Annotated in this window: 22 protein-coding genes and 1 riboswitch; of the genes, 9 read left to right on the top strand and 13 right to left on the bottom strand. The window is 68.1% G+C overall.

Features of this window, described 5'->3' with window-relative positions; translation table 11 throughout:
• The 4 genes from NMD1_RS21060 to NMD1_RS21045 all read right to left on the bottom strand — a co-directional run.
• Positions 1-493, bottom strand: a 493-nt coding sequence (locus NMD1_RS21060; RefSeq protein ID WP_147457767.1) for an AAA family ATPase, incomplete at its 3' end; no start/stop codon positions are given.
• Between the two features lie 27 nt (positions 494-520).
• Positions 521-1,270, bottom strand: coding sequence for a thioredoxin domain-containing protein (locus tag NMD1_RS21055; protein WP_125957233.1), 750 nt, complete (start codon positions 1,268-1,270; stop codon positions 521-523).
• A 95-nt stretch (positions 1,271-1,365) separates the two neighbouring features.
• Positions 1,366-2,097, bottom strand: a complete 732-nt coding sequence (locus NMD1_RS21050; RefSeq protein WP_233497910.1) for a thioredoxin domain-containing protein — start codon at positions 2,095-2,097, stop codon at positions 1,366-1,368.
• An 11-nt stretch (positions 2,098-2,108) separates the two neighbouring features.
• Entirely contained in the window at positions 2,109-2,699 is a 591-nt protein-coding gene (locus tag NMD1_RS21045) for a DUF721 domain-containing protein (RefSeq protein ID WP_125957231.1), read from the bottom strand.
• A 29-nt stretch (positions 2,700-2,728) separates the two neighbouring features.
• Here NMD1_RS21045 and NMD1_RS21040 point away from each other — a divergent pair, with 29 nt between their 5' ends.
• From NMD1_RS21040 to NMD1_RS21025, 4 genes are read left to right on the top strand one after another with little or no spacing between them, the layout of a single operon-like run.
• On the top strand, positions 2,729-3,787 hold the full coding sequence (locus tag NMD1_RS21040; RefSeq protein ID WP_125957229.1) for an A/G-specific adenine glycosylase: 1,059 nt from the start codon (positions 2,729-2,731) through the stop codon (positions 3,785-3,787).
• A 27-nt stretch (positions 3,788-3,814) separates the two neighbouring features.
• Positions 3,815-5,131, top strand: coding sequence for a serine hydrolase (locus NMD1_RS21035; protein ID WP_125957226.1), 1,317 nt, complete (start codon positions 3,815-3,817; stop codon positions 5,129-5,131).
• Complete coding sequence (nudC, locus tag NMD1_RS21030) at positions 5,128-6,012, top strand: NAD(+) diphosphatase (RefSeq protein ID WP_125957223.1); 885 nt, start codon at positions 5,128-5,130, stop codon at positions 6,010-6,012. Before NMD1_RS21035 ends, nudC begins: the two co-directional genes overlap by 4 nt.
• Positions 6,009-6,722, top strand: a complete 714-nt coding sequence (locus NMD1_RS21025; protein ID WP_199558184.1) for a DsbA family oxidoreductase — start codon at positions 6,009-6,011, stop codon at positions 6,720-6,722. The genes nudC and NMD1_RS21025 overlap by 4 nt, the downstream gene beginning before the upstream one ends.
• A 112-nt stretch (positions 6,723-6,834) precedes the next feature.
• Here the strand turns inward: NMD1_RS21025 and NMD1_RS21020 are convergent, their stop codons facing one another.
• A complete protein-coding gene (locus tag NMD1_RS21020) occupies positions 6,835-7,818 on the bottom strand; it encodes an SIR2 family protein (RefSeq protein WP_125957219.1) in 984 nt (327 codons plus the stop codon).
• Positions 7,819-8,001: 183 nt separating this feature from the next.
• On the bottom strand, positions 8,002-9,372 hold the full coding sequence (locus tag NMD1_RS21015; RefSeq protein WP_125957217.1) for a cell wall hydrolase: 1,371 nt from the start codon (positions 9,370-9,372) through the stop codon (positions 8,002-8,004).
• Positions 9,373-9,523: 151 nt separating this feature from the next.
• A riboswitch (cobalamin riboswitch) is annotated at positions 9,524-9,725 on the top strand.
• A 105-nt stretch (positions 9,726-9,830) separates the two neighbouring features.
• On the opposite strand from NMD1_RS21015, the gene NMD1_RS21010 reads away from it, so the two are divergent.
• The 4 genes from NMD1_RS21010 to NMD1_RS20995 are packed head-to-tail and all read left to right on the top strand — an operon-like array spanning position 9,831 to position 14,311.
• Positions 9,831-11,735 (top strand): TonB-dependent siderophore receptor, encoded by a 1,905-nt coding sequence (locus NMD1_RS21010; protein WP_125957215.1) that lies wholly within the window; start codon positions 9,831-9,833, stop codon positions 11,733-11,735.
• Positions 11,736-11,748: 13 nt separating this feature from the next.
• The gene (locus NMD1_RS21005) at positions 11,749-12,609 is read left to right on the top strand and encodes an ABC transporter substrate-binding protein (RefSeq protein ID WP_233497909.1); all 861 of its coding nucleotides are present in this window, start codon (positions 11,749-11,751) and stop codon (positions 12,607-12,609) included.
• A complete protein-coding gene (locus NMD1_RS21000) occupies positions 12,606-13,571 on the top strand; it encodes an iron ABC transporter permease (protein ID WP_125957210.1) in 966 nt (321 codons plus the stop codon). The genes NMD1_RS21005 and NMD1_RS21000 overlap by 4 nt, the downstream gene beginning before the upstream one ends.
• Positions 13,571-14,311, top strand: a complete 741-nt coding sequence (locus NMD1_RS20995) for an ABC transporter ATP-binding protein (protein ID WP_125957208.1) — start codon at positions 13,571-13,573, stop codon at positions 14,309-14,311. The genes NMD1_RS21000 and NMD1_RS20995 overlap by 1 nt, the downstream gene beginning before the upstream one ends.
• Positions 14,312-14,326: 15 nt before the next feature.
• Here the strand turns inward: NMD1_RS20995 and NMD1_RS20990 are convergent, their stop codons facing one another.
• From NMD1_RS20990 to NMD1_RS20980, 3 genes are all read right to left on the bottom strand, one after another.
• Complete coding sequence (locus NMD1_RS20990; protein WP_125957206.1) at positions 14,327-15,892, bottom strand: DUF389 domain-containing protein; 1,566 nt, start codon at positions 15,890-15,892, stop codon at positions 14,327-14,329.
• A 138-nt stretch (positions 15,893-16,030) separates the two neighbouring features.
• Positions 16,031-17,161 carry an acyl-CoA dehydrogenase family protein gene (locus NMD1_RS20985; RefSeq protein WP_125957204.1) on the bottom strand — a complete coding sequence of 377 codons (1,131 nt, stop codon included), beginning with the start codon at positions 17,159-17,161 and terminating at the stop codon, positions 16,031-16,033.
• 51 nt (positions 17,162-17,212) lie between these two features.
• Complete coding sequence (locus NMD1_RS20980) at positions 17,213-18,412, bottom strand: acyl-CoA dehydrogenase family protein (RefSeq protein WP_125957202.1); 1,200 nt, start codon at positions 18,410-18,412, stop codon at positions 17,213-17,215.
• 401 nt (positions 18,413-18,813) lie between these two features.
• Here NMD1_RS20980 and NMD1_RS20975 point away from each other — a divergent pair, with 401 nt between their 5' ends.
• On the top strand, positions 18,814-19,488 hold the full coding sequence (locus NMD1_RS20975) for a Crp/Fnr family transcriptional regulator (RefSeq protein WP_233497907.1): 675 nt from the start codon (positions 18,814-18,816) through the stop codon (positions 19,486-19,488).
• Positions 19,489-19,509: 21 nt separating this feature from the next.
• On the opposite strand, the gene NMD1_RS20970 is transcribed toward NMD1_RS20975, so the two are convergent.
• The 4 genes from NMD1_RS20970 to astD all read right to left on the bottom strand — a co-directional run bounded on the left by NMD1_RS20970 (position 19,510) and on the right by astD (position 24,619).
• Positions 19,510-20,976, bottom strand: coding sequence for a TRAFs-binding domain-containing protein (locus NMD1_RS20970; RefSeq protein WP_125957200.1), 1,467 nt, complete (start codon positions 20,974-20,976; stop codon positions 19,510-19,512).
• Positions 20,977-21,003: 27 nt separating this feature from the next.
• Complete coding sequence (locus tag NMD1_RS20965; RefSeq protein WP_125957198.1) at positions 21,004-21,483, bottom strand: nucleotide synthetase; 480 nt, start codon at positions 21,481-21,483, stop codon at positions 21,004-21,006.
• 1 nt (position 21,484) lies between these two features.
• Positions 21,485-23,098: a toll/interleukin-1 receptor domain-containing protein gene (locus tag NMD1_RS20960; protein WP_125957195.1), complete on the bottom strand. Its 1,614-nt coding sequence runs from the start codon at positions 23,096-23,098 to the stop codon at positions 21,485-21,487.
• 120 nt (positions 23,099-23,218) lie between these two features.
• Positions 23,219-24,619, bottom strand: coding sequence for a succinylglutamate-semialdehyde dehydrogenase (gene astD / locus NMD1_RS20955; RefSeq protein ID WP_125957297.1), 1,401 nt, complete (start codon positions 24,617-24,619; stop codon positions 23,219-23,221).
• Between the last annotated feature and the right edge of the window lie 16 nt (positions 24,620-24,635).

The following is a 24,635-nucleotide window of genomic DNA, read 5'->3' as shown; positions in this document are numbered from 1 at the left end:
CCCCCGCCGCTTCCTCCAGCATCATGCGCCGTTCGGCGGGGCGCGCGGCGATCACCGCCGCGATGCGGCCCTGGCTGACCAGCGCCGGGCTGTGCGCGCCGGTGGCGGCATCGGCGAAGACCAGCGCCACGTCCTTGGCGCGCACGTCCTTGCCGTTGACGCGATAGGCGCTGCCCGCGCCGCGTTCGATGCGGCGCACCACTTCCAGTTCGCCGCCGAACGGACCGGAAGGATCGGTCGTCGCCGTCAGCATCACTTCGGCAAAGGCGCGCGCGGGGCGCTGGGTGGTGCCCGCGAAGATCACGTCTTCCATGCCGCCGCCGCGCATCGACCGGGCCGAGCTTTCGCCCATGACCCAGCGGATCGCTTCCAGCAGGTTCGATTTTCCGCAACCGTTGGGGCCGACAATGCCCGTCAACCCCGGTTCGATCCGGAGTTCGGCGGGTTCCACAAAGCTCTTGAAGCCGGTCAGCTTCAAGCGCCTGAATTCCATTAGCCCCCCTTCCGCGCGTGCTCCCCTTTAGCGCGCGCCAGCTTTTTGTAGCAGCGGTTCCAGTTCCTGCCAGCTTGCAACTTCCAGATTCTTGCCATTCAGGATGAATGTGGGCGTGCCGGTGACGTTGAAGTCCTTCGTCGCCTTGTCGGTGCGATTGGCGAGTTCGGTGGCTTTCGCGGTATCGGACAGGCACTTGGCGCCCTGGTCGGCGGCGATGCCGCGCGCGGCGAAGAAGTCGGTCATGCCGCCCAGCTGGGCGATGCCGGCGAAGCGCTGCGCCGGCGGCTGTTCGGCCAGCGCCTTGAAGCGGGCTTCATCCTTCTGCAGGTTGGTGAACATGTTGGGCTGCCAGTCCCAGAACTGTTCGCTCAGCGGGATCACCGCCTCGGGCGAACCGCAAGTGGCCAGCAGCGCGGCCGGCACGTCGAGCGCGTTGAGCATGAACAGGCGCAGTTCATAGCTGACCCGACCGCTGGCGATGTATTCGTCCTTCAGCTTGGGAAAGCCTTCCTTGGAGAAGGCGGCGCAGTGCGAACAGCTCAGCGCGCCGAACTCGATCAGCTTGAGCGGTGCCTGCGGGTTGCCCATCAGGTAGCCGCCATCGGGCGTGGCGCTGATCATGTCGGTCCACGCCTTGCCGGCCGGCGGCGCGATCTTCGCGATCGGCGCGGCGGTTTCGGCTCCGGCGCCCACCTCATCCTTCTTGCCGCATGCGGAAAGGCCCAGCGCCAGCGGCAGGGCAAGCAGGAGAAGACGGCTACGGGTAAGTTTCATGGATGCTGTTCCCGGAATTGGAAGTGGCGCTTGGGACAAGGGCTAGCCGATCCGCGCGCTGGATTGAAGCCGGATTGAAGAACGTGCGTGGCCGATCAGTGCAGGCGGGCTTCGATCTGCGGCTTCAGCGCTTCCCAGGTATAGGTGCCCGAAAGCGGAACGCCGTTGAGCACGAAGCTGGGCGTACCGGTGACGAAGTCCTTGTCCACCGCGTCCTGCGTGCCCTTGGCCAGCTTGTCGGCCAGGGCCTTGTTGGCCAGGCAGCGGTCGGTGGCGGGGCGGTCGAAGCCGTGCGTCGCCATGATCTCGTAGAAATGGAAATCGCTGGCGATAGCGCGGGTGCGGCTGGCGAAATCGCCGGCGGTCCAGCGCTGGCGCTGGGCCGCGTTGGCGGAGACCATCGGGCCGATCCAGTCGGCCTGCCTACCCAGAAAGGCGTTGTGCAGGGTGACGAATTTCGACGGCGGCCCGCAATGCGTCAGCAGGGCCACGGTCATGTCCACCGGATCGCGCACGAAGCTGCGGATCTCTACGGAACCCTTGCCGTTGCCGATGAACCCGATCTGGAGCTGCGCCAGCGATTCATGGTGGAATTCGGCGCAGTGCGGGCAGGTATAGCTGATATATTCCACAAGCTTCACCGGCGCGGCGGGGTTGCCCAGGATGTGGCTTTCGGTGGCCGTGCGGGTGACGATCGTGGTCGGCGGGCGCGTGGTGGCGGGCAGGCGGCCCGCTGCGGTCCCGGCCCCGGTCCCCGCCGCAGCACCCGCCGTGGTCCATGTCATCATTCCGGCCAAGGCCAGCGCCAGCATGCTCAGGGCCCGCACGATCGATCGCATCACTGTGTCTTTTCCCCGTCCTGATTGCCGTCCGAAGTGTTCCCGCCCAGGTTGCGCGCCAGCGATTCCAGCACGGCCCGCAGTTCCGGATCGCCGATGTCGCGCAGCGATTCTCCCAGTTCCATGGGAATGGGCTTGAGCGAAGGCGGCGCGGCCCGCGCGCCGTCATTCCCGCGCGGCGCCTGAACCTGGCCTTGCCGGATCTTGACACGCGCCACCGCGCGATAGCCGAAGAAGCGGTTCACCCGCTCGATGATCTCGGGAATCACGTGCTGGATCAGCGGCGCGTGCGCGGGCGTGACGACCAGCTGGAGAATGCCATCGGCCTTTTCGCCGGGCGGGAAGCGGATCGATTCGGGCGCGCAGTGCCGGGCGTGGTGCTGCCCCACGATCTCGGGCCAGCGCGTGACCACCGAACTCTGCACGAAGCCGAAGCGGCGAAAGGCGGTGCGGCCGATCGCGGGCATCAGGTCGGCGATCTGCCGCGCCTCTCCGCCACGCGCGCGCTCGAACGGTTTGCCGGCGTTTTGACCCGCCTTCTGGCCGGTCTTTTGCGGGGCGTTCCGGGGCTTTCCTGCTTCGCGTTCCATATTGCGTGCTGCCATGCCATAGCGGCGCGATGCAGACCAGTGGCGAGACGAATTTGGGTGCGGGTACGATCGCCGGCGATCTGCTCGCCTGGTACGATGTTCACGCGCGCCGGTTGCCGTGGCGGCGGCTGCCGGGGGAGCCGGCGCAGGACCCCTACCGCGTGTGGCTGTCGGAAGTGATGCTCCAGCAGACGACCGTGGCCGCTGTCGGCCCCTATTTCGCGAAGTTCACCCAGCGCTGGCCGGCGGTGACCGATCTGGCGGCGGCGCATGATGCCGATGTCATGGCCGCCTGGGCGGGGCTGGGATACTACGCCCGCGCCCGCAACCTGCTCGCCTGCGCGCGCGCCGTGGCGGCGATGGGCGGGACGTTCCCCGATACCGAGGAAGCCCTGCGCGCCTTGCCGGGGCTGGGCGCCTATACCGCTGCCGCCGTCGCCGCGATCGCGTTCGGGCGGCGCGCGGTGGTGGTGGATGCCAATGTCGAGCGCGTGGTGGCGCGGCTGTTCGCCATCACGGAACCGCTGCCCGGTGCGCGCCCGGCGATTCGCGATGCAACGGACGCGATCACGCCCGAAGTGCGCGCGGGCGATTTCGCGCAGGCGATGATGGACCTTGGCGCGACCGTCTGCACCGTGAAGGCCCCGCGCTGCCTGCTGTGCCCGGTGCGTGGGCCTTGCCGCGCCTATGCCGAGGGCGATCCGGAGCGCCTGCCGGTGAAGGCGGCGAAGAAGGCCCGGCCCACGCGGCGCGGGCGCGCGTTCTGGATCGTGCGCGATGGCGCGGTCTGGCTGGTGCGGCGGCCGGGGAAGGGGATGCTGGGCGGGATGCGCGCCTTGCCCGACGATGGCTGGAACGCCCGCGCCGATGGCCACGGTGAACCGCCGCTGGCCGGTGGCTGGCGCTCGGGCGGGCTGGTCCGGCACACCTTCAGCCATTTCGATCTCGAATTGCAATTGATGCTTTGCGATGCCGCTGGCGGTGCTAGTCTGGCCGAGGGAGAATGGTGGCCGCTCGCAGGGATCGAAGAGGCCGGCTTGCCCACGGTATTCGCCAAGGCGGCGCAACTGGCGCTGGCCGGGGCGTAGGATGAGCGAGAGGCGGTAGAAGACCCCATGCGAAGCGAAGTTCTGCCCGCGTTCCAGGGCCTTTCCCGACGCGACATCATGCGTGCCGGCATGCTTGTGGGAGCCGGGGCCACCCTGTTCCCCCGCCTGGCCTTCGCCAGCGCGGCGGCCGAAGCGCAATGGCCGGCGGTGACGCAACTGCTCGATGGTTACGTGTCCGGCGGCAAGCTGCCCGGGATGATCGCGGCGCTCGGCTGGGGCAGCGCCGCGCCGGAAAGCATCGCGCGTGGCGTCGAAACGAAGGGCGAAGCCGCCCCCGTCACCATGGACAGCCTGTTCCGCGTCTATTCGATGACCAAGCCGGTCACCGGCATGGCCGCGATGATCCTGATCGACGAAGGCCGGCTGCGGCTCGACCAGCCCCTGTCGGACGTGCTGCCGAAGTTCGCGAAGATGCAGGTGCAGGTGACGCCGGACGGCTCGATCACCGATCTGCGGCCCGCGAAAACGCCGATCACGATCCGCCACCTGCTGACTCACACAGCGGGGCTGGGCTATTCGATCATCCAGAAGGGACCGATCAAGGCCGCCTACGAACAGGCCGGCATCGTGCCCGGCCAGATCACGCGGCTACCGTTGCCGGGCATGCAGCAGCCCGCCGACATGCCCCGCAGTCTTGCCGAGTTCGCGGACCGTCTGGCCGATCTGCCGCTCGTCTATGAACCCGGCACGCAATGGAGCTATTCAGTCGCGCTCGATCTGCTGGGCCGCGTGATCGAGGTGGTATCGGGCCAGCCGTTCGACCGCTTCCTGCACGATCGCATCTTCGGCCCCACGGGCATGGACAGTTCGTGGTTCCAGGTGCCGAAAAGCGAAGTTGGCCGGCTGACCTCGAACTACGGCGTGCTCGGCGGGTTCGTGGTGCCGCTCGATCCGGCGCCGTCCTCGATCTATCTCGATCCGCCGGCGTTTCCGTTCGGCGGTGCCGGGCTGGTGAGTTCGCCGCGCGATTACGACCGCTTCCTTACCATGCTGCTCGGCTATGGCGTGATCGGCGGGCGGCGCGTGATGAGCGAGGCGGCGGTGCGGCTCGGCACCAGCAACCTGCTTCCCGCCGGCACCGCCACCGACGGCACGATGATCGCGGGCGCGGGCTTCGGCGCCGGCGGGCGCGTGGGCATCGGTGTGGATGCGGGGACGTATGGCTGGGCCGGCGCCGCCGGGACGATCGCCTTCATCAACCATCGCGTGGGCAACCGGGCGGGCCTCTATACGCAATACATGCCCTCCGAAGCCTATCCGGTGCAGAGGGACTTCCCCAAGGCTGTGATCGCAGACCTGTTTCGTGGAAAGAAAGCCGCATGAACGGAACCACCATCGCCTTTGCCGGCAGCGCGCTCGACCGGGCGGACCATGTCCGCTCCGATCCGGAAAAGCTCGCCGGGTTGATGAACTGGCGCGCGCGCCTGCTGCGGCTGGACGGGCTGGACCCGCTGCTCGCGCCCGAAGGCGGGCTGGACTGGGGCACGCTGGCCGATGCCGATCCGCAGGCCGAACTGGTCTTTCTGGGGCTGACCGAGGACGGGCGTGGCTGCTTCGCCGAAGTCGCGCCGCGTCTGGTCGGCAGCGTGGCGCCGCCCAATCCGCGTCTGTGGCAGGCGATGACGATGCTGGGGCCGCAGGATCTCGCGATCTATGGCGGCGCGCGTAGCCTGGTGGACTGGCACGCCCGGCACCGCTTCTGCGCCCGCTGCGGCCATGCGACCGTGCTGGCCAAGGGCGGCTGGCAGCGTTCCTGCACGAACGCGGCGTGCAAGGCGGAGCACTTCCCGCGCGTCGATCCGGTCACGATCATGCTGGTGGAGCATCAGGGCAACCTGCTGCTGGGCCGCCAGCCGCGCTTTCCCCCGCGTCGCTTCTCGGCACTGGCCGGGTTCGTGGAACCGGGCGAATCGATCGAGGGCGCGGTGGCGCGCGAAGTGCAGGAGGAAGCGGGCGTGATCGTGCGCGATGTGACCTATGTCGCCAGTCAGCCGTGGCCGTTCCCCTCGTCGCTGATGATCGGCTGCCACAGCCTGACCGACGATCCCACGCTCACCGTCGACACCACCGAACTGGAAGAGGCGCGCTGGTTCACCCGCGCCGAAGTGCAGGCGGCGCTGGACGGGGATGAGGAAGGGCCGTTCATCGCGCCCCCGCCGCACGCGGTGGCGCGGCACCTGCTGGAATGGTGGATCGCCCGATGACCGCGCCCGCTGCGCCGAAGCCGGTGACGATCGACATCTGGTCGGACGTGATGTGCCCGTGGTGCGTGATCGGCTACCATCAGCTGCAAAAGGGGCTGGCCATCCTGGGCGACGAGGTGACGGCGACAATCCGCTTCCACCCGTTCGAGCTGAACCCCGACATGCCGCCCGAAGGCGAGGAGCAGAGCGCGCATATCATGCGCAAGTACGGACGCAGCAAGGAACAGGCGGCGGAAGGCCGCTCGCAATTGCTGGCGATTGCCGAACGCGCCGGCGCCAGCCTGTCCTGGTCGGGCGAGGGCACGCCGCCGCCGGCGATGATGTGGAACACCCGCGCCGCGCACACGCTGCTGGTCCATGCCTTGCGCGATTACGATGCGGAAACTGAAGTGCGGCTGAAGCTGGCGCTGTTCGCGGCGCATTTCCAGCACCGCCGCAACGTTTCGGACCATGCGGTCCTGCTCGATGTGGCGGAAAGCGCGGGGCTGGACCGCGCCCGCGCGCAAGCCGCGCTCGACGATCCGGAACTGGCCGCGATCGTCGTGGCGGGCGAGCAACAGGCGTGGGACTGGAATATCTCCGGCGTGCCGGCGATGGTCGTCAACGGCAAGTACCTGATCCCCGGCGCGCAGGAACCTGACGTCTATGCCAACGCCCTGCGCCGCGTGATCGCGCGCGAGGCGGTGGGGGCGGGGGCAATACCTGAATGAAATCCCGTTATCAGGTAGCCGCGAAAATCGGCTGATCGGCGGACATAGCGGGGGCGCACGCGATCGCTCTAGTGAGGATGCTGCTGTAGCTGTGATCGGAATACAGGTAGGCTCACTTGGCAAAGAAGCGCAGCAGCTTCGCCAACTCCATACCGTTTCCTCCAAATATCTCGCTCAATCTACGCTGCGACGCGCCGATCAATCCGCGCTCAAATGCATCTTCGAGCGGACTTCTCGCTTTGATTGCACCACTATTGGCCGGGTTAACCTGACGCGCCTGGTCCGCACCAGCGGGGGTGACGATGAAAAGCCGTAAGCCATGATCCATGGTGCCCTTGATAAGCGTTGCGTTGATATGCTCATCGCGAAACCCATAGCCTACGACCATTAGCCGTGCGTTGCCTTGAAAAATTGCCTTCTCAAACTCCTCATAATACCATTTGAGGATAGGCGATCCGCCGATGGCTCCTGTCTTATTGCCGCCTACTATGAGCGTGTTCGAGCCATCAGGTGTATCCCAATTGGTCGACCCATGAAGTTTAAAATATGGCTGTATGCGATCTTCGAGTTTGAATGAATTCTCATCCTGAATTTGCCAGCGTTGCCCGACTATAGATGCGAAGCCATTACCCACAGGCAAGAGCCCAGGCATGGCCGCTCCATCCCAGCGGTCATTGCGTCGAAGTTCCGGGTTTGCAGATAAATAGTGATTTTCGATGAGTAAGTCTTGATTGAGGGTAAATATTGCTTCAAAATTCATCATAAATGTCGCTATTTGGGAATTAATGTGGTTGCTGAATTCCCAATTGATAATGCCATTGAAGCCTTCGTTCATGTCATTGAACATCGCCACAACGGCAATTTGCAGCGTCTCTAATAAGGTAGCGGCCGTTTGGTCTCCGGTTTTCTGCCGCGCCTGAAGCGTTTCGAGGGCATATTCAAAGCCCCCCTTGGACTGGCTCACCCAAAGCGCTTGGCGCAACTCTTCATTTTCGGCGACTTCCGGTCTGCCTAGAAGATATTCGAATACTTCGCCAGCAAGCCAACCGCCCCAATTGCGACTGAAGCCCGCTCCCAGCAGAAGATAATGGGTCATGACAACATTCTGATGCAAGCCTCCTCCATTGGCAAGGCGAGTGCTCGCACTTCTGAACGGATGGCAGCTTCGTTGTCGTATCCGGCATGGCTTGACCGACTCAACTGTCGAAGAAAGCGGACTGGTACTCAGCCCCCACGCCCGTTTGCCCTGAGCCTGTCGAAGGACGCGCGTGGCGCGGGCCTACCCCTGCGGCTGCGCGATCCACTTGCCGCTGTTCTGGTATTCGGGCCGGATGGCGTTGGAGCCGGGCAGGTTCGTTCCCGGGGGACTGGACCCGGCGGGATGTGAGCCGGTGGCCGGCGCGTCCGGCAGCCGGTTGCCCGCGCGGAACACGGCATCGCCGCCGCGCTGCTCGATCGCCGGGGCATAGGCGGGCGCGGTGGCGTGGGGCAGCGGCACTTGCCCGAACGCGGCGGACGTCGCGGCCGGCACCGGCGCGGCCTGTTGCTGGAGCGCGGCGAGGCGGCCGTCCTCGTAGGCGCGGGCGAGCGCGACCGGGTCGGCGATGTCGGTGGGCGCGGGTGTCCAGGTGCGCGGATGCGGCGCGGCGATCGGCTCGCCCCCGGCATAGACCGCGTTGAACGCCGCCGGGCGTCCCGCGCCACCGCTCCAGCGGTAGAAGCGGTGCGCGCCGATCGTGCCGATGAAGGCTAGGCTGTCGGCCCAGTAGGGGTGGATCGCGCTGGTGTGGTAATGCGTGGCAAGGCCCACCGGGGCATAGACGTAGCCCGCCAGCGCATCGCGGGCCACGCGCCGCGCGCGTTCCCAGAACGCCACCATCGGCCGGCGCGCCAGCGATCCGTCGCAGGCGAAGCTGAACTGGCAGCCGGGCCGCTCCGACCCCTGATAGACCACGCCGCACACGGTATTGGGGAAGGCGGGGTGCGCCACGCGGTTCAGCACCACTTGCGCCACCGCGCGCTGGCCGCTGTCGGGTTCCGATGCGGCCTCGTAATAGATCGCCGCGGTCAGGCATTGCAGCGCGCGCCACTGGTCCTCGCCGCTGCCGCGCGCGAAGATCGGCCGCGCGGCGGGGCCGGCGGGTTCGACGGCGGACGCGACCTCCTCGTCATCGCGGTGCGCGGCCCAGGCCTGTTCGGCGGCGTTGGGCGCGATCAGCCCGGTATCGTCGGGCGAGACATAGTAGAAGGCCGATCCGGGAAAGCTTTCGCCCGCCTGCTCGAACGGCTGCAACGGGCCGGCCTCGGCCTGCGCGGCGGCGCGGTCGATCCCGCCGGGGCTGCCCCAGCCCACCGGGCCGAGCACCATCGCGAACAGGCCGATCGTGGCCACGCCGGCCAGCCGCTGGCGCAGCATCGACGGGGTCCGCAGCCGGCGCCGCACCGAAACCATGTCGCGCCGGCGGATGCGCGCGGCAAAATCGCGCGGGCGGGGCACAAGGGGGGCGGGATCGGCCGCTTCCGCAATGGCGTTGGCGGGAAGGTGATCGCGGCGCGTCTCTGCGTCGCCCGCGCGCACGTTCTCCTCCGCAGCCGGGGGCAAGGCCCCGGTCGGAAGGGTGAACGGACGGTAGGCGATTTCCAGCGGCATCGGGTCTTGGACGCGTTCCTTTGCTCTCCTGCGCTAGCGCGCGTGGGCAGACCCCGCACGCACGGCGTTCGCGCCGTCCCAAGGCGGCACAGACCCGCGTCATAGGGTGAATCGGTTAAGACTCTTGCCCGTGCCCCCGTTCGGGGCTACGCGCCGCAGCGACGCCACCGGTGCCCTTCAACGGGCCTAGAGGGAATCCGCGAAGGACCAACACGGTCCCCAACCGGAGCTGCCCCCGCAACTGTATCCGGCGAGCGCCCTGTCCACGATGCCACTGGCCGCACGGCCGGGAAGGCGGGCAGGGGGCGATGACCCGGAGAGCCAGGAGACCTGCCGGTGTGTGGTCGTTCCGCGGCCGGGCGGGGTGTACCGGGCGCACGCGTCGCGAGTTCCGCCCGTTGGCCCGGCGGTCCTCCCGCCATGAACGGCAGTTCGTTCATGGGCTGGGAGTCTGAAGAATGCCGGGCAAGTATCTGTTTTTCCTTACCACATCGCTGTTGATTGCCGCGCCGGCGCTGGCGCAGGACGATATGGCGCAACCTGCCGCGCCGGCCGTCTCCGCCGATGCGCAGATCACCGTGCTCGCCACGGGCAGCAAGCTCCGGCTCGACCAGACCGGGCAGGCCGTCACCGTCATCACCGCCGACCAGATCGCGCAAGTGCAGGGCGCGGACCTGACGCGCGTGCTGGAGCGCGTGCCCGGTCTCACCTTCTCGCGCAACGGCGGTCTTGGCACCTTCACCGGCGTGCGCCTGCGCGGCTCCGAGGCCGAACAGGTGCTGGTGCTGATCGATGGCGTGCGCGTGGAGGATGTGTCCTCGCCCTCGGGCGGCTATGATTTCGGCAACCTGTTGACCGGCGGAATCGACCGCATCGACGTGCTGCGCGGCTCGAACTCGGTGGTCTGGGGCAGCGCCGCGATCGGCGGCGTCATCGCGGTGACGACCAAGGAAGTGAACGGCGCGGAAGCCAGCGTCGAATATGGCGCGAAGGAAACGGTCTCCGCCGATGCCGTGGCTGGCGTGGCCAACGATCGCTATGCCTTCTCGCTCAACGGTGGCTACGCGCGCACCGATGGCGTTTCCGCCGCCGCGGTCGGCACCGAGCCGGACGGCTACCGCCAGTGGCGCATCGGCGGGCGCGGGCGCGTGAACCTCACCCCCGATCTCTCGCTCAACGCTGTCGCGCGCTATGCCGACAGCAAGCTCGATATCGACGGTTATCCGCCGCCGACTTACACCGTGTTCGGCGACACGCCAGAATACCAGAAGACCCGCCAGTTCTCCGGCCGCGCCGGGTTCCACTATGCCGGCAGCGCGCTTACGCTCGATGGCGGCTACGCGCTCGCCGATACGCGCCGGAACTATTACGACCCCACCTACGGCGCCGATCCGCAGTACGGCTACAAGGGCCGCAGCCAGCGCGTCGACCTGACCGGCCGCATCGCGCTGCCCGCGCATTTCGCGCTCGATTTCGGCGGGGACAGCGAGTGGACGCGCTTCTCCTCCACGTTCGACGCCCAGCGCAGCGCGCGCCTGTCCAGCGGCCACGCGCTGCTCGGCTGGTACACCGACCGGGCCAGCCTTGCCGCCGGGGTGCGCGTGGACGATCACAGCCGCTTCGGCACGCAGGCGACGTTCGGCGCCAACGGCAGCGTCCGCGTGGCGTGGGGCCTGCGCCTGCGTGCCAGCTATGGCGAAGGGTTCAAGGCGCCCACGCTCTACCAGCTCTTTTCGGACTACGGGAACCAGGGGCTCAGCCCCGAACGCAGCCGCAGCTATGACGCCGGGGTCGAATACACCACGGCCGATGGCGTGTTCCACGCCTCGGCCACCTGGTTCCGGCGCGATACGCGCAACCTTATCGCCTATGTATCGTGCTTCTCGGCCACCAGCCCGTTGTGCGCGGACGGGCGCTTCGGCTTCTACGACAACGTCGGCAAGACCCGTGCCGAAGGCGTGGAACTGGAACTGCGCGCCGATGTCAGCCCCACGTTCCGCGCGCAGGCGGTCTATACCTATGACCGCGCCCGCAACCTGACCGTGGCGGACGCGAACTACGGCAAGGCGCTCGCCCGCCGCCCGCGCAACGCGCTGACGCTATCGGCCGACTGGACCTCGCCGCTCGCCGGCCTGACCCTGGGCGCGGACATCCGCCTCGTCAGCGACAGCTTCGACGATGCGGGCAACCGCACCCGGCTGGATGGCTACGAGCTGACCACGCTGCGCGCCAGCCTGCCGTTCGGGGATTTCTTCGAACTGTTCGGTCGGGTCGAAAACCTGTTCGATGAAAAGTACCAGACCTCGGCCGGATACGGCACCTGGGGCCGCTCCGCCTTCATCGGCGCGCGGGTGCGCTATTAAGGCGGGCGGCTCCTTGCCTTCTTCCACCCCGCCGGCCTTGTGGCGGCGGGGCTGGGGGCTGGCGTTGCTGGCGGCTCTTTCCGCTTGCGCGCCGGCCACGCCTCCGCCTTCGGCCACGCGCGCGCACCCCGCGATCGTTTCGCTGAACCCGTGCAGCGACGCGATCCTGGCCGAAGTGGCCGATCCGGGGCAGGTGCTGGCGTTGTCGCACTACAGCCGCGATCCCCGGTCGAGTTCGATGGACGTGGCACTGGCACGGCGCTTTCCCGCCACGCGTGGCACGGTGGAGGAAGTGCTGGCGCTCCATCCCGATCTCGTGCTGGGCGATACGTTCCTCGGCCCAGCCGCGCGCGCGGCCTACGATCGCCTCGGCATTCCCGTCACGCAGCTTCCCATTGCCATGACCGTGGCCGACAGCCGCGCGCAGGTCCGCCGCATTGCCGCGCTGGCGGGGCATCCGGAGCGCGGCGAGCGGCTCGTGGCGCGGATCGACGCGGCGTTGGCCACTGCCGCGCCGCCGGCGGGCACGGCGCCCGTGCCAACCGTCGTCTGGCAATCGGGCGGAATCGTGCCCGGCGAAGACACGCTGATCGCCGATCTGCTCCGCCGCACCGGCTTTGCCAGTTTCAGCGCCGCGCGCGGGATGCGCCAGGCGGACGTGCTGCCGCTCGAACGGATGCTCGCCGATCCGCCGCGCCTGATCCTGATCGCGTCCGACGCGCATGGCGATGGCGATCGCCGGCTGCACCATCCGGTTCTCGCCGCGCTGGACGGCACGCGGCGCGAAACGCTCGCGCCCGGTCTGCTGTACTGCGGCGGCCCCACGATCATCCGGGCGGTAGCGCGGCTAAGGGAAGTGCGGGCATCGCTATGACCGTGCGTCCGGTTCCCCTCCTGCTTGCCGCGCTGGCGCTCGCCGTGCCGCTCTCGTTGCTCGCGGGGCAGGTTTGGATCGATCCGCTGGCGCCGGCCGCGCGCAACGCCTTGCCGATCCTGATCGAACTGCGCCTGCCGCGCGCGGTGCTGGCGCTGCTCGTCGGCGGCGGGCTGGGCGCGGCAGGCGCGGCGATGCAGGGCTACTTGCGCAATCCGCTGGCCGATCCGGGGCTGTTCGGCATCGCGCCGATGGCGGCGCTGGGCGCGGTGCTGTCGTTCTGGACCGGCTATGCCGCGCAAGGCTGGCTGCTGCCGCTGTTCGCGCTGGCGGGCGCGGCGCTGGGGATGGCGCTGCTGGCGTTGATCGCCGGGCGGACTGGCGGGGTGGCGCTGTTTACGCTCGCGGGGATGATGATCGCCAGCCTGGCCGGCGCGCTCACCAGCCTCGCCATCAGCCTGGCCCCCAATCCCTTCGCGCTCAGCGAGATCGTCACCTGGCTGATGGGCGCGCTGGCCGATCGCGGCTGGCCCGATGTGCTGATCGCGCTGCCGCCCACGCTGCTTGGCCTGCTGGTGCTGTGGCGCACCGGGCCGGCGCTCGATGCGCTCATGCTGGGCGAAAGCGCGGCGCGCTCGCTTGGCGTCGATCCGGCGCGGCTGTTGTGGCGGATGGTCGCGGGCGTGGGCCTCGTCGTCGGCGCGGGCGTGGCGGTCGCCGGGATCATCGGGTTTGTCGGCCTGGTCGTGCCGCACCTCGTCCGTCTCTTTACCGACCGCCGCCCCTCCGCGCTGCTGCTGCCGAGCGCGCTGGCCGGGGCACTGCTGTTGCTGGTGGCCGATTGCCTGTGCCGCCTGCTGCCGCTGGCGGGCGGCGAACTGCGCCTTGGCATCGCGCTCAGCCTGATCGGGGCGCCGTTCTTCCTGCGCCTGCTGCTGGCGATGCGGCGGGAGATCGCGTGATGCTCGCCGCCAAGCAGGTATCCGTTCCCGGCCGGCTGGAGGCGATCACCACCGCGCTGCGCCCCGGCCAGATCACGGCGATCTGCGGCCCCAACGGCGCGGGCAAGTCCACGCTGCTCGCCTGCCTCGCCGGGCTGCACGCGCCGACGGAAGGCGTCGCGCTGCTCGATGGCCATCCCGTCGCCACGCTGCCGCCGCTCACCCGCGCGCGGGCCATCGGCTTTCTGCCGCAGGACGGCGCGGTCGCCTGGGATGTCACTGTGGAAACGCTCGTCCGGCTCGGTCGCCTGCCGCACCGCGCCGGACCCGAAGCGGACGCCGCCGCGGCGCGGGCTGCCATGGCCGCGCTCGATCTGGAGGGCTTCGCCGCGCGGCCCGTTTCCGCCCTGTCCGGCGGGGAGCGCGCCCGTGCCCTGCTGGCGCGCGTGCTGGCGGGTGAACCGCGCTGGATACTCGCCGACGAACCGCTCGCCAGTCTCGATCTCGCGCACCAGCTTGCCTTGCTGGCCCGCTTCCGCATCCTCGCGGCGGGCGGAGCGGGGGTGGTCCTCGTACTCCACGATCTTGCGCAGGCGATGAACCAAGCCGATCGCGTCCTGATCCTCGATCAGGGGCGCCTCGTGGCCGACGGGCCTCCCGAAACGACGCTTACCCACGCGATGATCGCGGAAGTGTGGGGCCTTGATGCCCATTGGCTGGGCGAGCCGGGCCGCAGGGCGCTGGCCTTCTCGCCGTCCTGACCGCGCCAGGCCCTTCTACTGGTCGCCGCTGAACGGGGGCGGCGCGAAGATTTCCACAATCGCGGTGCCGGCGGGCGCAGTCTTGCCGGACATGGTCTGCGCCGTGATCCCGGCACCGGCCAGCGCGTTCGGCAGGGCCTCGTCGTGCGCGTCCTCGGGCATGGCGATGCGCACGTGGGCAACGCCCCAGCGCTGCAACGCCCAGATCGCGACACCGGCGGGAATCGTGTCGGCGGGGGCTCCCTCGGTGGTCAGTGCGATACGCAGTTCCGGTGTGGCGGGCGGGATCACGCGCACGCTCCAGCCTTCGGCGGCATCGGTGGCGATGCGTTCGGCCCGGAGATAGTCGGCCAGCTTCCAGCCGGGCGCGGCAACCGGCTGTATGTTCACCGCGCGTTCGGTCCGGTTGATCCACAGCGCGGTGGTGGGCAGGCCAATGCTGGCGCGGATGCGGGCATAGGGCGGTACGTCGGCGGCGATCCCGGCGGCGGTGCGTTCCATCGCCGCGTCGATCATGGCGCGGGTTTGCGAGGGCAGGTCGGCGGCCAGCACCTGCTGGAGATTGACCGAGACCGCAGGCCCGACTTTGGCGGCAAGGAGATCGTGGACGCGCTGTTCGCCGTTCGCCGCATATTGCGGGGCGATGACGACCGCATTTATCGAGGGATCGCCGAACAGGGGCCAGTGCGCGTCCATTTGCGCGATGCTGGTGCCCCGCTGGCCTGAAACCTGCTCGATCGCATTCCTCGCCGACGAACGCAGCGTGCCCTCGCGCTTCACCTGCACCAGCGTCATGGCCAGCGGCGTGGCCAGCGCCAGGAACGCCGCGATCCCCGCCACGGTATGCGCGGTGGTCCATTGCACGTTCTGCAGCGGCCGCGCCGCGCCGGAGAGCCGGGCGACCAGCGCGAAAGCAAAGGCGATGGCCGAAAGGTTGGTCAGGAACAGCAGCAGCGCGCCCAGCGCGAAGGTGGGTTGCAGCGTGGCGATGCCATAGCCGACAGTGGTCAACGGTGGCATCAGCGCGGTGGCGATGGCCACACCGATCGCGGTTCCGCCCTTGCCCATCACCGTGGCGTACCCGCCGGCGATGCCCGAAAGCAGCGCGACGGCAAGGTCGAGCAGGGTGGGTTGCGTGCGGGCGAGAAGTTCGGGCGTGGCGTTGCGGATCGGGCTGATCCAGGTGATCAGCATCCCGGCGGCAATGCCGATCGCCGCGCCCACCAGCACCACGCGCGCGGCATCGCGGATGCGCTGCCCGTCAATGGAGGCGAAGCCGAAGCCCAGCGCGGCGATCGGGCTCATCAGCGGAGAAACCAGCATCGCGCCGATCACCACGGCGGTCGACGATTGCAGCAGGCCCAGTGCCGCGATGCCGGCGGCCAGGCCGCACATCAGCATGTAACCGCGCGTCAGCGCGCCATCATCCTGCACCTGATGGCGCAAGTCGCGCGCGTCGTCGGGCGAGAGTTCCGGAAGCAGGATGAGCCGGGCGAACCGGATCCTCCAGCGCAGCAGGCGATGCCGGACCGGCGCGAGGCGGGAGGACAGCGATGCGGGATCGGGAAAGCGGAATGCCATGGGGGGAGGATAGCGGCCTTGCCACCGGCCGCCAAATCCGCAGGGGTTCGTGCCGCCGACGATTTCGTCCGGACCGGATGCGAAAAAGGGCATGGAACCGGTCCATGCCCTTTTGTTCGTTTGCGTATCGGCGGGCGATCAGGCCGGCAGCGTCAGCGCCTCGTAGCGTTCGAGATGCCAGTCGGCGGGGCCGAACTGGCTTTCGATCATTGTCAGGCGCTTGAAGTAATGGCCGGCGGCCAGTTCCACGGTGATGCCGATGCCGCCGTGCGTCTGCACCGCGTTCTGACCGATGAAGCGCAGCGACTTCGAGACTTTCGCCTTGGCGAGGCTGACCGCCGCCTTGCGCTGTTCGGCCGGAAGATCGAGCTTGAGCGTGCCCATCAGCGTCATCGAGGCGACCTGCTCGGCCTCGATCATCATATCGGCCAGGCGGAACTGCAGCGCCTGGAACCGGCCGATCGGCTGGCCGAACTGCTTGCGCTCCTTGGTGTAGGCCAGCGTCAGTTCGTGCAACTGGCGCCCGGCGCCCTGGCCTTCGGCGCAGACCGCCATCGTGGCCTCGTCCACCACCTGCTCGATCAGGTCCATGCCGCCCGGCAGCAGCGCTTCGCCGGGCACGGCGACGTTCTCGAAATAGACTTCCGACGCCTGGAACCCGTCGACCGTCGGGTAATCGCGGCGGGTGACGCCCGCGCTCTTCGTGTCCACCACGAACAGCTCCACGCCACCGCGTTCGTTGCCCGATCCGCCGGTGCGCGCGGTGACCAGCAGGTGGGTGGCCCACGGCGCGGCATAGACCACCGCCTTGTGGCCGTTCAGCACGTAGCCGGCGCCATCCTTGCGCGCGGTGGTTTCGATCCGCGCCAGGTCATAGCGGCCCTTCGGCTCGGCATAGGCGAAGGCGAAGATCACGTCGCCGCCGATGATGCCGGGGATCAGCGCGTCGGCCATCGCGCCGCCCGCCGCCTTCAGCGCGCCGCCGCCGATCACGGCGGTCTGGAGATAGGGCTCGATCGCGATGACCTTGCCCAGTTCCTCCATCACGATCAGGTTTTCCAGCGGCCCGCCGCCAAGTCCGCCCTGTTCCTCGGTGAAGGGGGCGGACAGGATGCCCAGTTCGGTCGCCAGCGCGCGCCAGATGCCGGGATCGCGGCCTTCGGGGCGCTCCAGCATCTTCTTGCGCGTTTCGAAGTCGTAGGTGTCCGCCAGGAAGCGCGAAAGCGTGTCGCGCAGCATGTCCTGCGTTTCGGTGAAGCTCAGGTCCATTCGTATCTATCCTCTCGGTCGGCCCGCCGGATGGCCAGCCTGTTGGCTGGCTCAGAGGCCGAGAACCATCTTGGCGATGATGTTGCGCTGGATTTCGTTGGACCCGCCATAGATGGTGGTCTTGCGCATGTTGAAATAGCTTGGCGCGGTGTGGTGCGCCCAGTCCGGCCCGATCGGGTGCTCGTTGTCGCCTTCGCCGAAGCCGCGGAAATAGGGCGCGCCATAATGACCCGCCGCTTCCAGCGCGAGTTCGGTGATGCGCTGCTGGATTTCCGAACCCTTGATCTTGAGCACGCTCGATTCCGGTCCCGGCCCGCGCCCGGCGGCTTCGCCGGCCAGCGTGCGCAGTTCGGTGAATTCCAGCGCGGTCAGGTCCATTTCCAGTTCGGCCACCTTGCGGCGGAAGAACGGATTGGCCAGCAGCGGACGGTCGCCGTCCATTTCCGACGAGGCGATCGAGCGCACCCGCTCGATCCCGCGCTTCGAGGCCGCTACGCCGGCGATGCCGGTGCGTTCGTGCGCCAGCAGGAACTTGGCGCAGGTCCAGCCCTTGTTCTCTTCATAGACGCGGTTTTCGACCGGCACCTTCACGTCTTCGAGGAACACTTCGTTGACTTCGTGTTCGCCGCCCAGCGTGATGATCGGGCGCACGGTGATGCCCGGCGTCTTCATGTCGATCAGCAGGAAGCTGATGCCTTCCTGCTGCTTGGCATCGGGATTGGTGCGCACCAGGAAGAAGCCCCAGTCGGCATGCTGCGCCATTGTCGTCCAGGTCTTCTGGCCGTTGACGATATAGTGCGAGCCGTCCTCGCTCAGGACCGCGCGGGTACGCAGCGAGGCAAGGTCGGAGCCGGAACCGGGCTCGGAATAGCCCTGGCACCACCAGTCCTCGCCCGAAAGGATGCGCGGCAGGAAGCGGGCCTTCTGTTCGGGCGTGCCGAAGGTGTAGATCACCGGGCCGACCATGGTGATGCCGAACGGCATGATGCGGATGCAATCGGCCCGCGCGGTTTCCTCGGACCAGATGTAGCGCTGCGTGGCGGTCCAGCCGGGGCCGCCGTATTCGACCGGCCACGCGGGCGCGATCCAGCCCTTCTTCGCCAGCACCTTGTGCCAGGAGAGGAAATCCTCCTTGCTCAGGTCGCCGCCCTCGTCCTGCTTGCCGCGCAGCTGGGCGGGGTAGTTTTCGGCGATGAACGCGCGCACTTCGTCGCGGAAGGCAAGCTCTTCCGGGCTGAAATCAAGGTTCACGACGTCTCTCCCTTTTATAGACCGTCAGGCGCTGACCGGCGAATGCGAAGGCTGCCGGAACAGTTCAATCGCGCGATTGAATAGCAGGAAAATTCCCCGGTTTTAAGCGGGTGATGCAGGCTTTGGCGCAAGAGTGCGGCAGCGCCGGACGAGGCCGGATGACGTAACGGAAAGAAACGCGGCAAGGCGCCGCAGCAGCCGATTGGGGCGGTCTGCGGCGGTAGCGCGGATGTGCGGGGAAGAGCCTCAAAAGCACTTCGCGCGAATCGGGTCCGGATCCTAGACCGGCTTGGCGCGGGCAGGACGAAGTGTGATGAAACTCACGGACGCTGGCGATGCCATGGTTCTACCATTTGGCCCTTGCAACGCTTCCCTGAAGCTGGAAACGCGAAGTACCGGGCATGTCTGGCAGGTCGAAGGGAATGCACAGGGACGAACGTATAACGGCGATCGCCGCGATGTTCGATTGCGCGCCCGCGCTGGCTGCGCAAGTAGAGCCATCGATGCAGGCGGTATCGTTCGCGCACAAGGCGGTGCTTGCCCATCAGGGTGACAGCTCCGAACATTGCTGGCTGGTGATCGGCGGCACCGTGCATATCCAGGTCAACGGCATCGACGGACAGCGCGTGCAACTGGCCTACCACGGGCCAGGCGAATTCTTCGGGGCCTATCCCGAACCGGCCACCCACCGCGCGGACATGGTGGCGCATGGCGCGGTCGATTTGCTGCGCATTCGCTGCACCGAACTGGCGGCGCTGGCTCACAGCCAGCCAGCGCTGGCGGTGGGCCTGGCCAGACGGTTGGCGCGCCAGCTCGATCTGTCGCTGGACCGGATGGCCGCGCAGACCACGCTTTCGGCGCCAGGGCGCATCCATGCGGAATTGCTGCGGCTGGCGGATGCGGACTATCGCATCGTGCCGGCGCCGCAGATCACCGCGCTGGCGCTCAACGCCAACACCGCGCGCGAAACCGCATCGCGCGCGGTCAGCGCGCTGGAAAGGCGGGGAATCGTGGAAAGGTCCGAGCGAGGCCTGACCATTCTGGCCCCGCGCATGTTGCGCGATATGATCTACTGACCGGGGGCCGGTCGCGCGGCCTTAGCGGACCGCCAGCAACCCCAACGCCAGATCCCCTTGCGCCGAAGCGATCTGGCCGAAGTTTTCGCAGTGCAGGTCCGGCGCGTGCAGGGTGAGCGCCAGCGCCAGCGAACGGGACACCGGAACCTGTCCCGGCAGCCCCGCGCCAGCCACGCGCACCGCCGTTTCCAACCGCTGCGTGGCGTTCCCGGCCGGATCGTAAGCGCCATAGGTCACGCCCAGCGTGCGGCCGTGCAGCGTCACGTCCGCCAGCGCGATGCGCGCCGCCGCGACCGGATCGTCGAACCGCGCGATGGTGAAAGCGCCGTGCCGGACCAGCGCCGCGCCGGCGTGGGCAAAATGGTCCGCCTGTTCGCCGTCGGGCACGGCGACAAGCGCCTCACGGGCGAAAGTGGGCGGAGGGCTGGCCGTGGTGCCGCTGCGCTCGAGCGAGACTCGTTCGATGGGCAGACCCCGATCGCGCCAGGCGGCATCCAGCAGCGAACCTTGCGCGCGGGTGCCATCGCCCAGCCGCAGGGCCACGGCATGGCTTTCGAGCTGGCGAGCATGGCGGATCGCGCAGCCCATCGCCATTTCGTCGCCGACATAGATGCCCGATTGCGAAACCGCGTCCAGCGTCTCGATGGTTTCCACCGAGGCGGCAGCATCGAGAATGGCGTCGAAACGCGCTTCCCAATGCGTGCCGAAGCTGGAGACCGAATCGTGCCGGAAGCCCTCGATCGTGGCGGGCAGCACCACGTGGAGTTCCACGTCGCGTTCGAGCAGCGCTTCGGCCACCATGATGTCCGCCCCCGCGGCCAGCGCGCCGAAGGCGAAGCCGGGCCGGATGCGATCCACGGCCTCGGCGATCCGGTCTGGCGATTGCGTCTGGTCGGGCGCGACGTGGATGATCCCACTGAAATGCAGGCTGGCGGGTGGGCGATAGGCGTCCAGCCAGTCCACCGGCTGCTCCAGTACGGTCATGATCAGCCGGAAATGCCGCAGGGTGGAGGCGTGATCCTCCCACGCGCGCGGGGCCTGCCGGACGGCCTGCGCCAGCACCGCCTGGCCCTTGTCGATCTCGCCCAGCAGCAAGCAGGCTTCCGCGCGCGTGGCGTGCAGCCAATAGGCGGTTTCTGGTTCGTGATCGCCCGCATCGAGCATGGTCAGGACGCGGGTTGCCAGGATCGCCGCGTCCTTGCGGTTGCCTTCGAGCAACGCGATCGTCGCGGCATTGATCAGCGGATACGTCGCCGGCATCATCGCCGCAGCCGAGAGATAGGCCTGCCGCGCCGCGCCCAGCAGCCGCGCGCGTTCCGCCGTCGATGGCGCTGAAAGGCCCCGGTCCTTCAGCAGGCGGCCTTTCAGCGTCAGCGTATCGGGATGCCGATCGCCTTCCAGCGCGGCATCGGTGAACATCTGCCACGCCCGCATCGTATCGCCGCTGCGGGCAAGCCGTCTGATGATCGGGATTTTTGAATTGTGCACGGCTTGCCCAGCTTTCCTTGCGGGGTTTCAGTTCAGCTTCGGCGGCGGGTTCTTGATGTCGGGATCGATGCTCATTCCGATCCAGCGCGGTCCCCTGCGACTTTTCTGCAGCAGATCGATGTTCACGTTGAAGGCGTGCGTGGTGCCGAACTTGCCGCCCTTGTTGAAGCGCGCCACGAAGCGGACGATCTTGTAGCGATCCAGCTTCTCGTCGTAGCCGTCGTATTCGAGATTGCCATAGAACGCGCCGAGATTGGCATCCTTCATGGTGATGGCGTCGAATGCCTTGGAGAAGAACAGCTGGTCGCCCTTCAGCACGATCTCGACCATCGTGTCCTCGGTGATCGCGATGTAGTCCTGCGCTTCCTGGCCATCCTGGTCCATCTTGAGCACGATTGCGCCGTTGCGGGCATAGAGGCTGATCGTGAAGGTCAGCGCCTTGCCCGCCGCCGTGCGCAGCTCGGGATCGTGGGGAAGCGCGTATTGCGCGGGGGAACATTGCGACATGTTACTTCTCCGTTTTCAGATCGGGAAAACTTTGCAGGATGCGCAGGCGCCAGGTCAGCCAGTCGCGGTTGTCGGGGTCGGTCGCGATCAGCCGGTTCGCGGCCTGCATGGCCAGGCTGGCGGAGCCGCGCGCGCCGGTCTTGTCGCCAAGGTCCGACAGCAGCGTCGCCATCGAATAGCGCGAAAGCATCCAGTCCTGCCGATAGGCGGCGTTGGCCGGATCGATGCGGAGCAGATCGTCCATGATCACGGCCTGCTGCTGGCGTTCCGCCAGCGCGTCGCGCTTGTTTCCGGCGGCGTTGAGCGCATCGGCCAGCCAGGCATGGCGGTTGGCGAGATCGGCCTTGATGCCGGCATCGCGCGGGTGGGATCGCGCGGCCTGCTCCATCGCGGCAAGCGCGCTGCGGCAGGCGTCGAGCCCGGCCTGCGGGCGCGCCTGCTCCGCCAGTTCCAGCGAACAGATATTGCCCTGCGCGTAACCCAGCTCGCGCAGCGCACCGGCATCCCCAGGCTGTAGCTTCACCAGCTTTTCGGCCAGCGCGCGATAGGCGGTGAAATGCGGGCGCGCGGCGGCATAGCGGTTGCGCTGGTAGTCGGTATAGCCGATCCAGAACTCGCTTTGCGCGTGCGCGAACACGCGCTGCGGATCGTTCGGCATTTCCGCCAGCAGTGCGCCGGTGGCGCGGTGCGCCTCGCTGAACTCCATCAGCGCGGCGTCCATCCGTCCGCGTTTCTGGTCATCCTCGCCCATCGCCTGGAGGACGCGGGCGCGCCGGTCGAGCGATCCGGCGGGCAATCCATCAAGATCGCCCTGTGCGGCATAGTAATCCAGCGCGCGCGTGTTGACGGATTCCAGCACGTCGAGCCGCCCCACTCCTTCCAGCCTTGTCCGCAGGTCTGTCAGCATGAACTCGATCAGCCCTTCGGCCTGTTGCCTTTGCCGGTCTGCCTCGTTGCGCGCGTTGATCGCCACGAACAGGAGCGTGGACAGCACTACAACGGTCAGGGCGGAAACAAGCGTGATGGCCGTCACGCGGCGCAGCTGCCGCTGCGCGTCGCGCTGCACCAGTTCGTCCAGGCCGATGCCGGTCAATCCGGCGACAAGGCGCAGCCGGGCCAGCTTGCCATCGCCGATCCGACGGAAGTCGGCGGCCGCCGGTTCGCGGACCGCTTCTCCGCTTTCCCGGTCGGCAGCCGGGTCGGTCAGACTGGGCGGAAACGCGTCGTCCGGATCACCGTGAAGCAGCCCTGCCAGAATCGGGCGATCCGGATGCTTTTCGCGGAAATAGCGGATTTCCTGATCGACCCAGCGTGAACGCCGCGCTTCCGGCGAACAGAGCACGATCAGGCAGGCCGAAGCCGCCAGCGCGTTGCGGACTTCCTCGTTCAGATCGCTGGACGCGGGCAGTTCGTTGCGATCGCGGAAGATCGGCGTCAGCCGGCGCGGCACCTTGCCACGCGGCGTTTCCAGCCCCACCAGCCGGGGGGGGATGCGGTACGTTTCCAGCCAGCGGTGCAGCCGCGCGGCCGCCGGCGTATCGGCATGGCTATAGCTCAGGAAGGCGCGATAGCGCGGCTGCTCGTTTGCGGAACTGGCCTCCGGCGGGGCAGTCATCGATCACTCCAGCGGACAGGCTTGCAGACACAGGGCCAAGGGTTGCCGAGATGTATACTCGGGCAACGCCCTTAGACAATTGTCGCGGCCGCTGGTGTGATCGATGCCGCAGCCGGCGGGTCAGCCTATCCCGGGCACAGCCTCCGGCACGGCGGCGTCGCTTTCGAAGCTGGCGACCGGATAGGCGCAGTAGTCCGCCGCGTACCACGCGCCCGGGCGGTGATTGCCGGATTCGCCCAGCCCGCCGAACGGCATGTTCGCCGCCGCGCCGGTGGTCGGGCGGTTGCGGTTGATCACGCCGGCGCGCGCGAAGTCGAGATAGTGTTCCCACTTCGCGTCATCGCCGGTGATCAGCCCGGCGGAGAGGCCATAGGCGGTGGCGTTGGCAGCGGTGATCGCCTGCTCGAAATCGCCCACGCGGCGCACGAACAGCACGGGCGCGAAGATTTCCTCGTCGGGCACGTCCACGCCGGTCACGTCATAGAGCGCGGGCTTGACGAAGCTGCCCGGCCGGCCGGCGATCCCGGTGAAGCGCCGCAGCGGCCGCGCCCCCATCCGCTCGATCGCGCCGACCATGTCGAGCGCGCGTTCGGCGGCCTGAACCGAAACCAGCGGCCCCATGAAAGCATCGCCCGCGTCGGACCACGCAGCCACCGGCAAGCGGTCGATCAGCGCGGCCAGCGCCTCGATGAAGGCATCGCCCGTCGCGCCTTCGGGCACGATCAGCCGGCGCGCGCAGGAACAGCGCTGGCCGGTGGTGATGAAGGCGGACATCGCGATCACGCGCGCCACGGCTTCGGGATCGCCATCCCACGCGATCAGCGGGTTGTTGCCGCCCAGTTCCAGCGCCAGCATCACGTGCGGCCGGTCGATGAAGGCGCGGCGGAAGGCGCGGCCGGCGGCGGAGGAGCCGGTGAACAGCAGCCCGTCGATATCGCCCCCGATCAGCGCCGCGCCGGTTTCGCGCGCGCCTTGCGCCAGTTGCAGCACGCCATCGGGCAGGCCCGCCTCGGCCCAGGCGCGGGCCATGACCTCGCCGGTCCACGGCGCGATTTCGGACGGCTTGAACACCACCGTGTTGCCCGCCAGCAGCGCCGGCACGATGTGTCCGTTGGGCAGATGGCCGGGGAAGTTGTAGGGGCCGAGCACCGCCATCACGCCGTGCGGGCGGTGGCGCAGCACCGCACGGCCGAACGCGGTGGCGCTTTCGCGCGTGCCGGCGCGTTCGGCCTGCGCCGCGATCGATACCTCGACCTTGCCGGCCATCGATGCGGCTTCGGTCTTGCTTTCCCACAGCAGCTTGCCGGTCTCGCGCGAGATCGTCTCGGCGATCGTGCCAGCGTTCGCCTTCAGGTAATCGGCATAGCGCCGGGCCACGGCGATGCGTTCGTCCAGCGGCGTGCGCGACCAGCCGGGCAGCGCGGCGCGGGCGCGCTCGACCATTGCGGCGGCTTCCGCCGGCGCGGTGACGGCGCCTTCCCACACGGTTTCGCCGGTTGCGGGATCGATCGACTGGAGCATTTCGGCCATGTTCGCG

Source organism: Novosphingobium sp. MD-1 (assembly GCF_001014975.1).
In the GTDB taxonomy this organism is placed as follows: Bacteria; Pseudomonadota; Alphaproteobacteria; order Sphingomonadales; family Sphingomonadaceae; genus Novosphingobium.
This window is presented reverse-complemented; position numbering and strand designations above follow the sequence as displayed.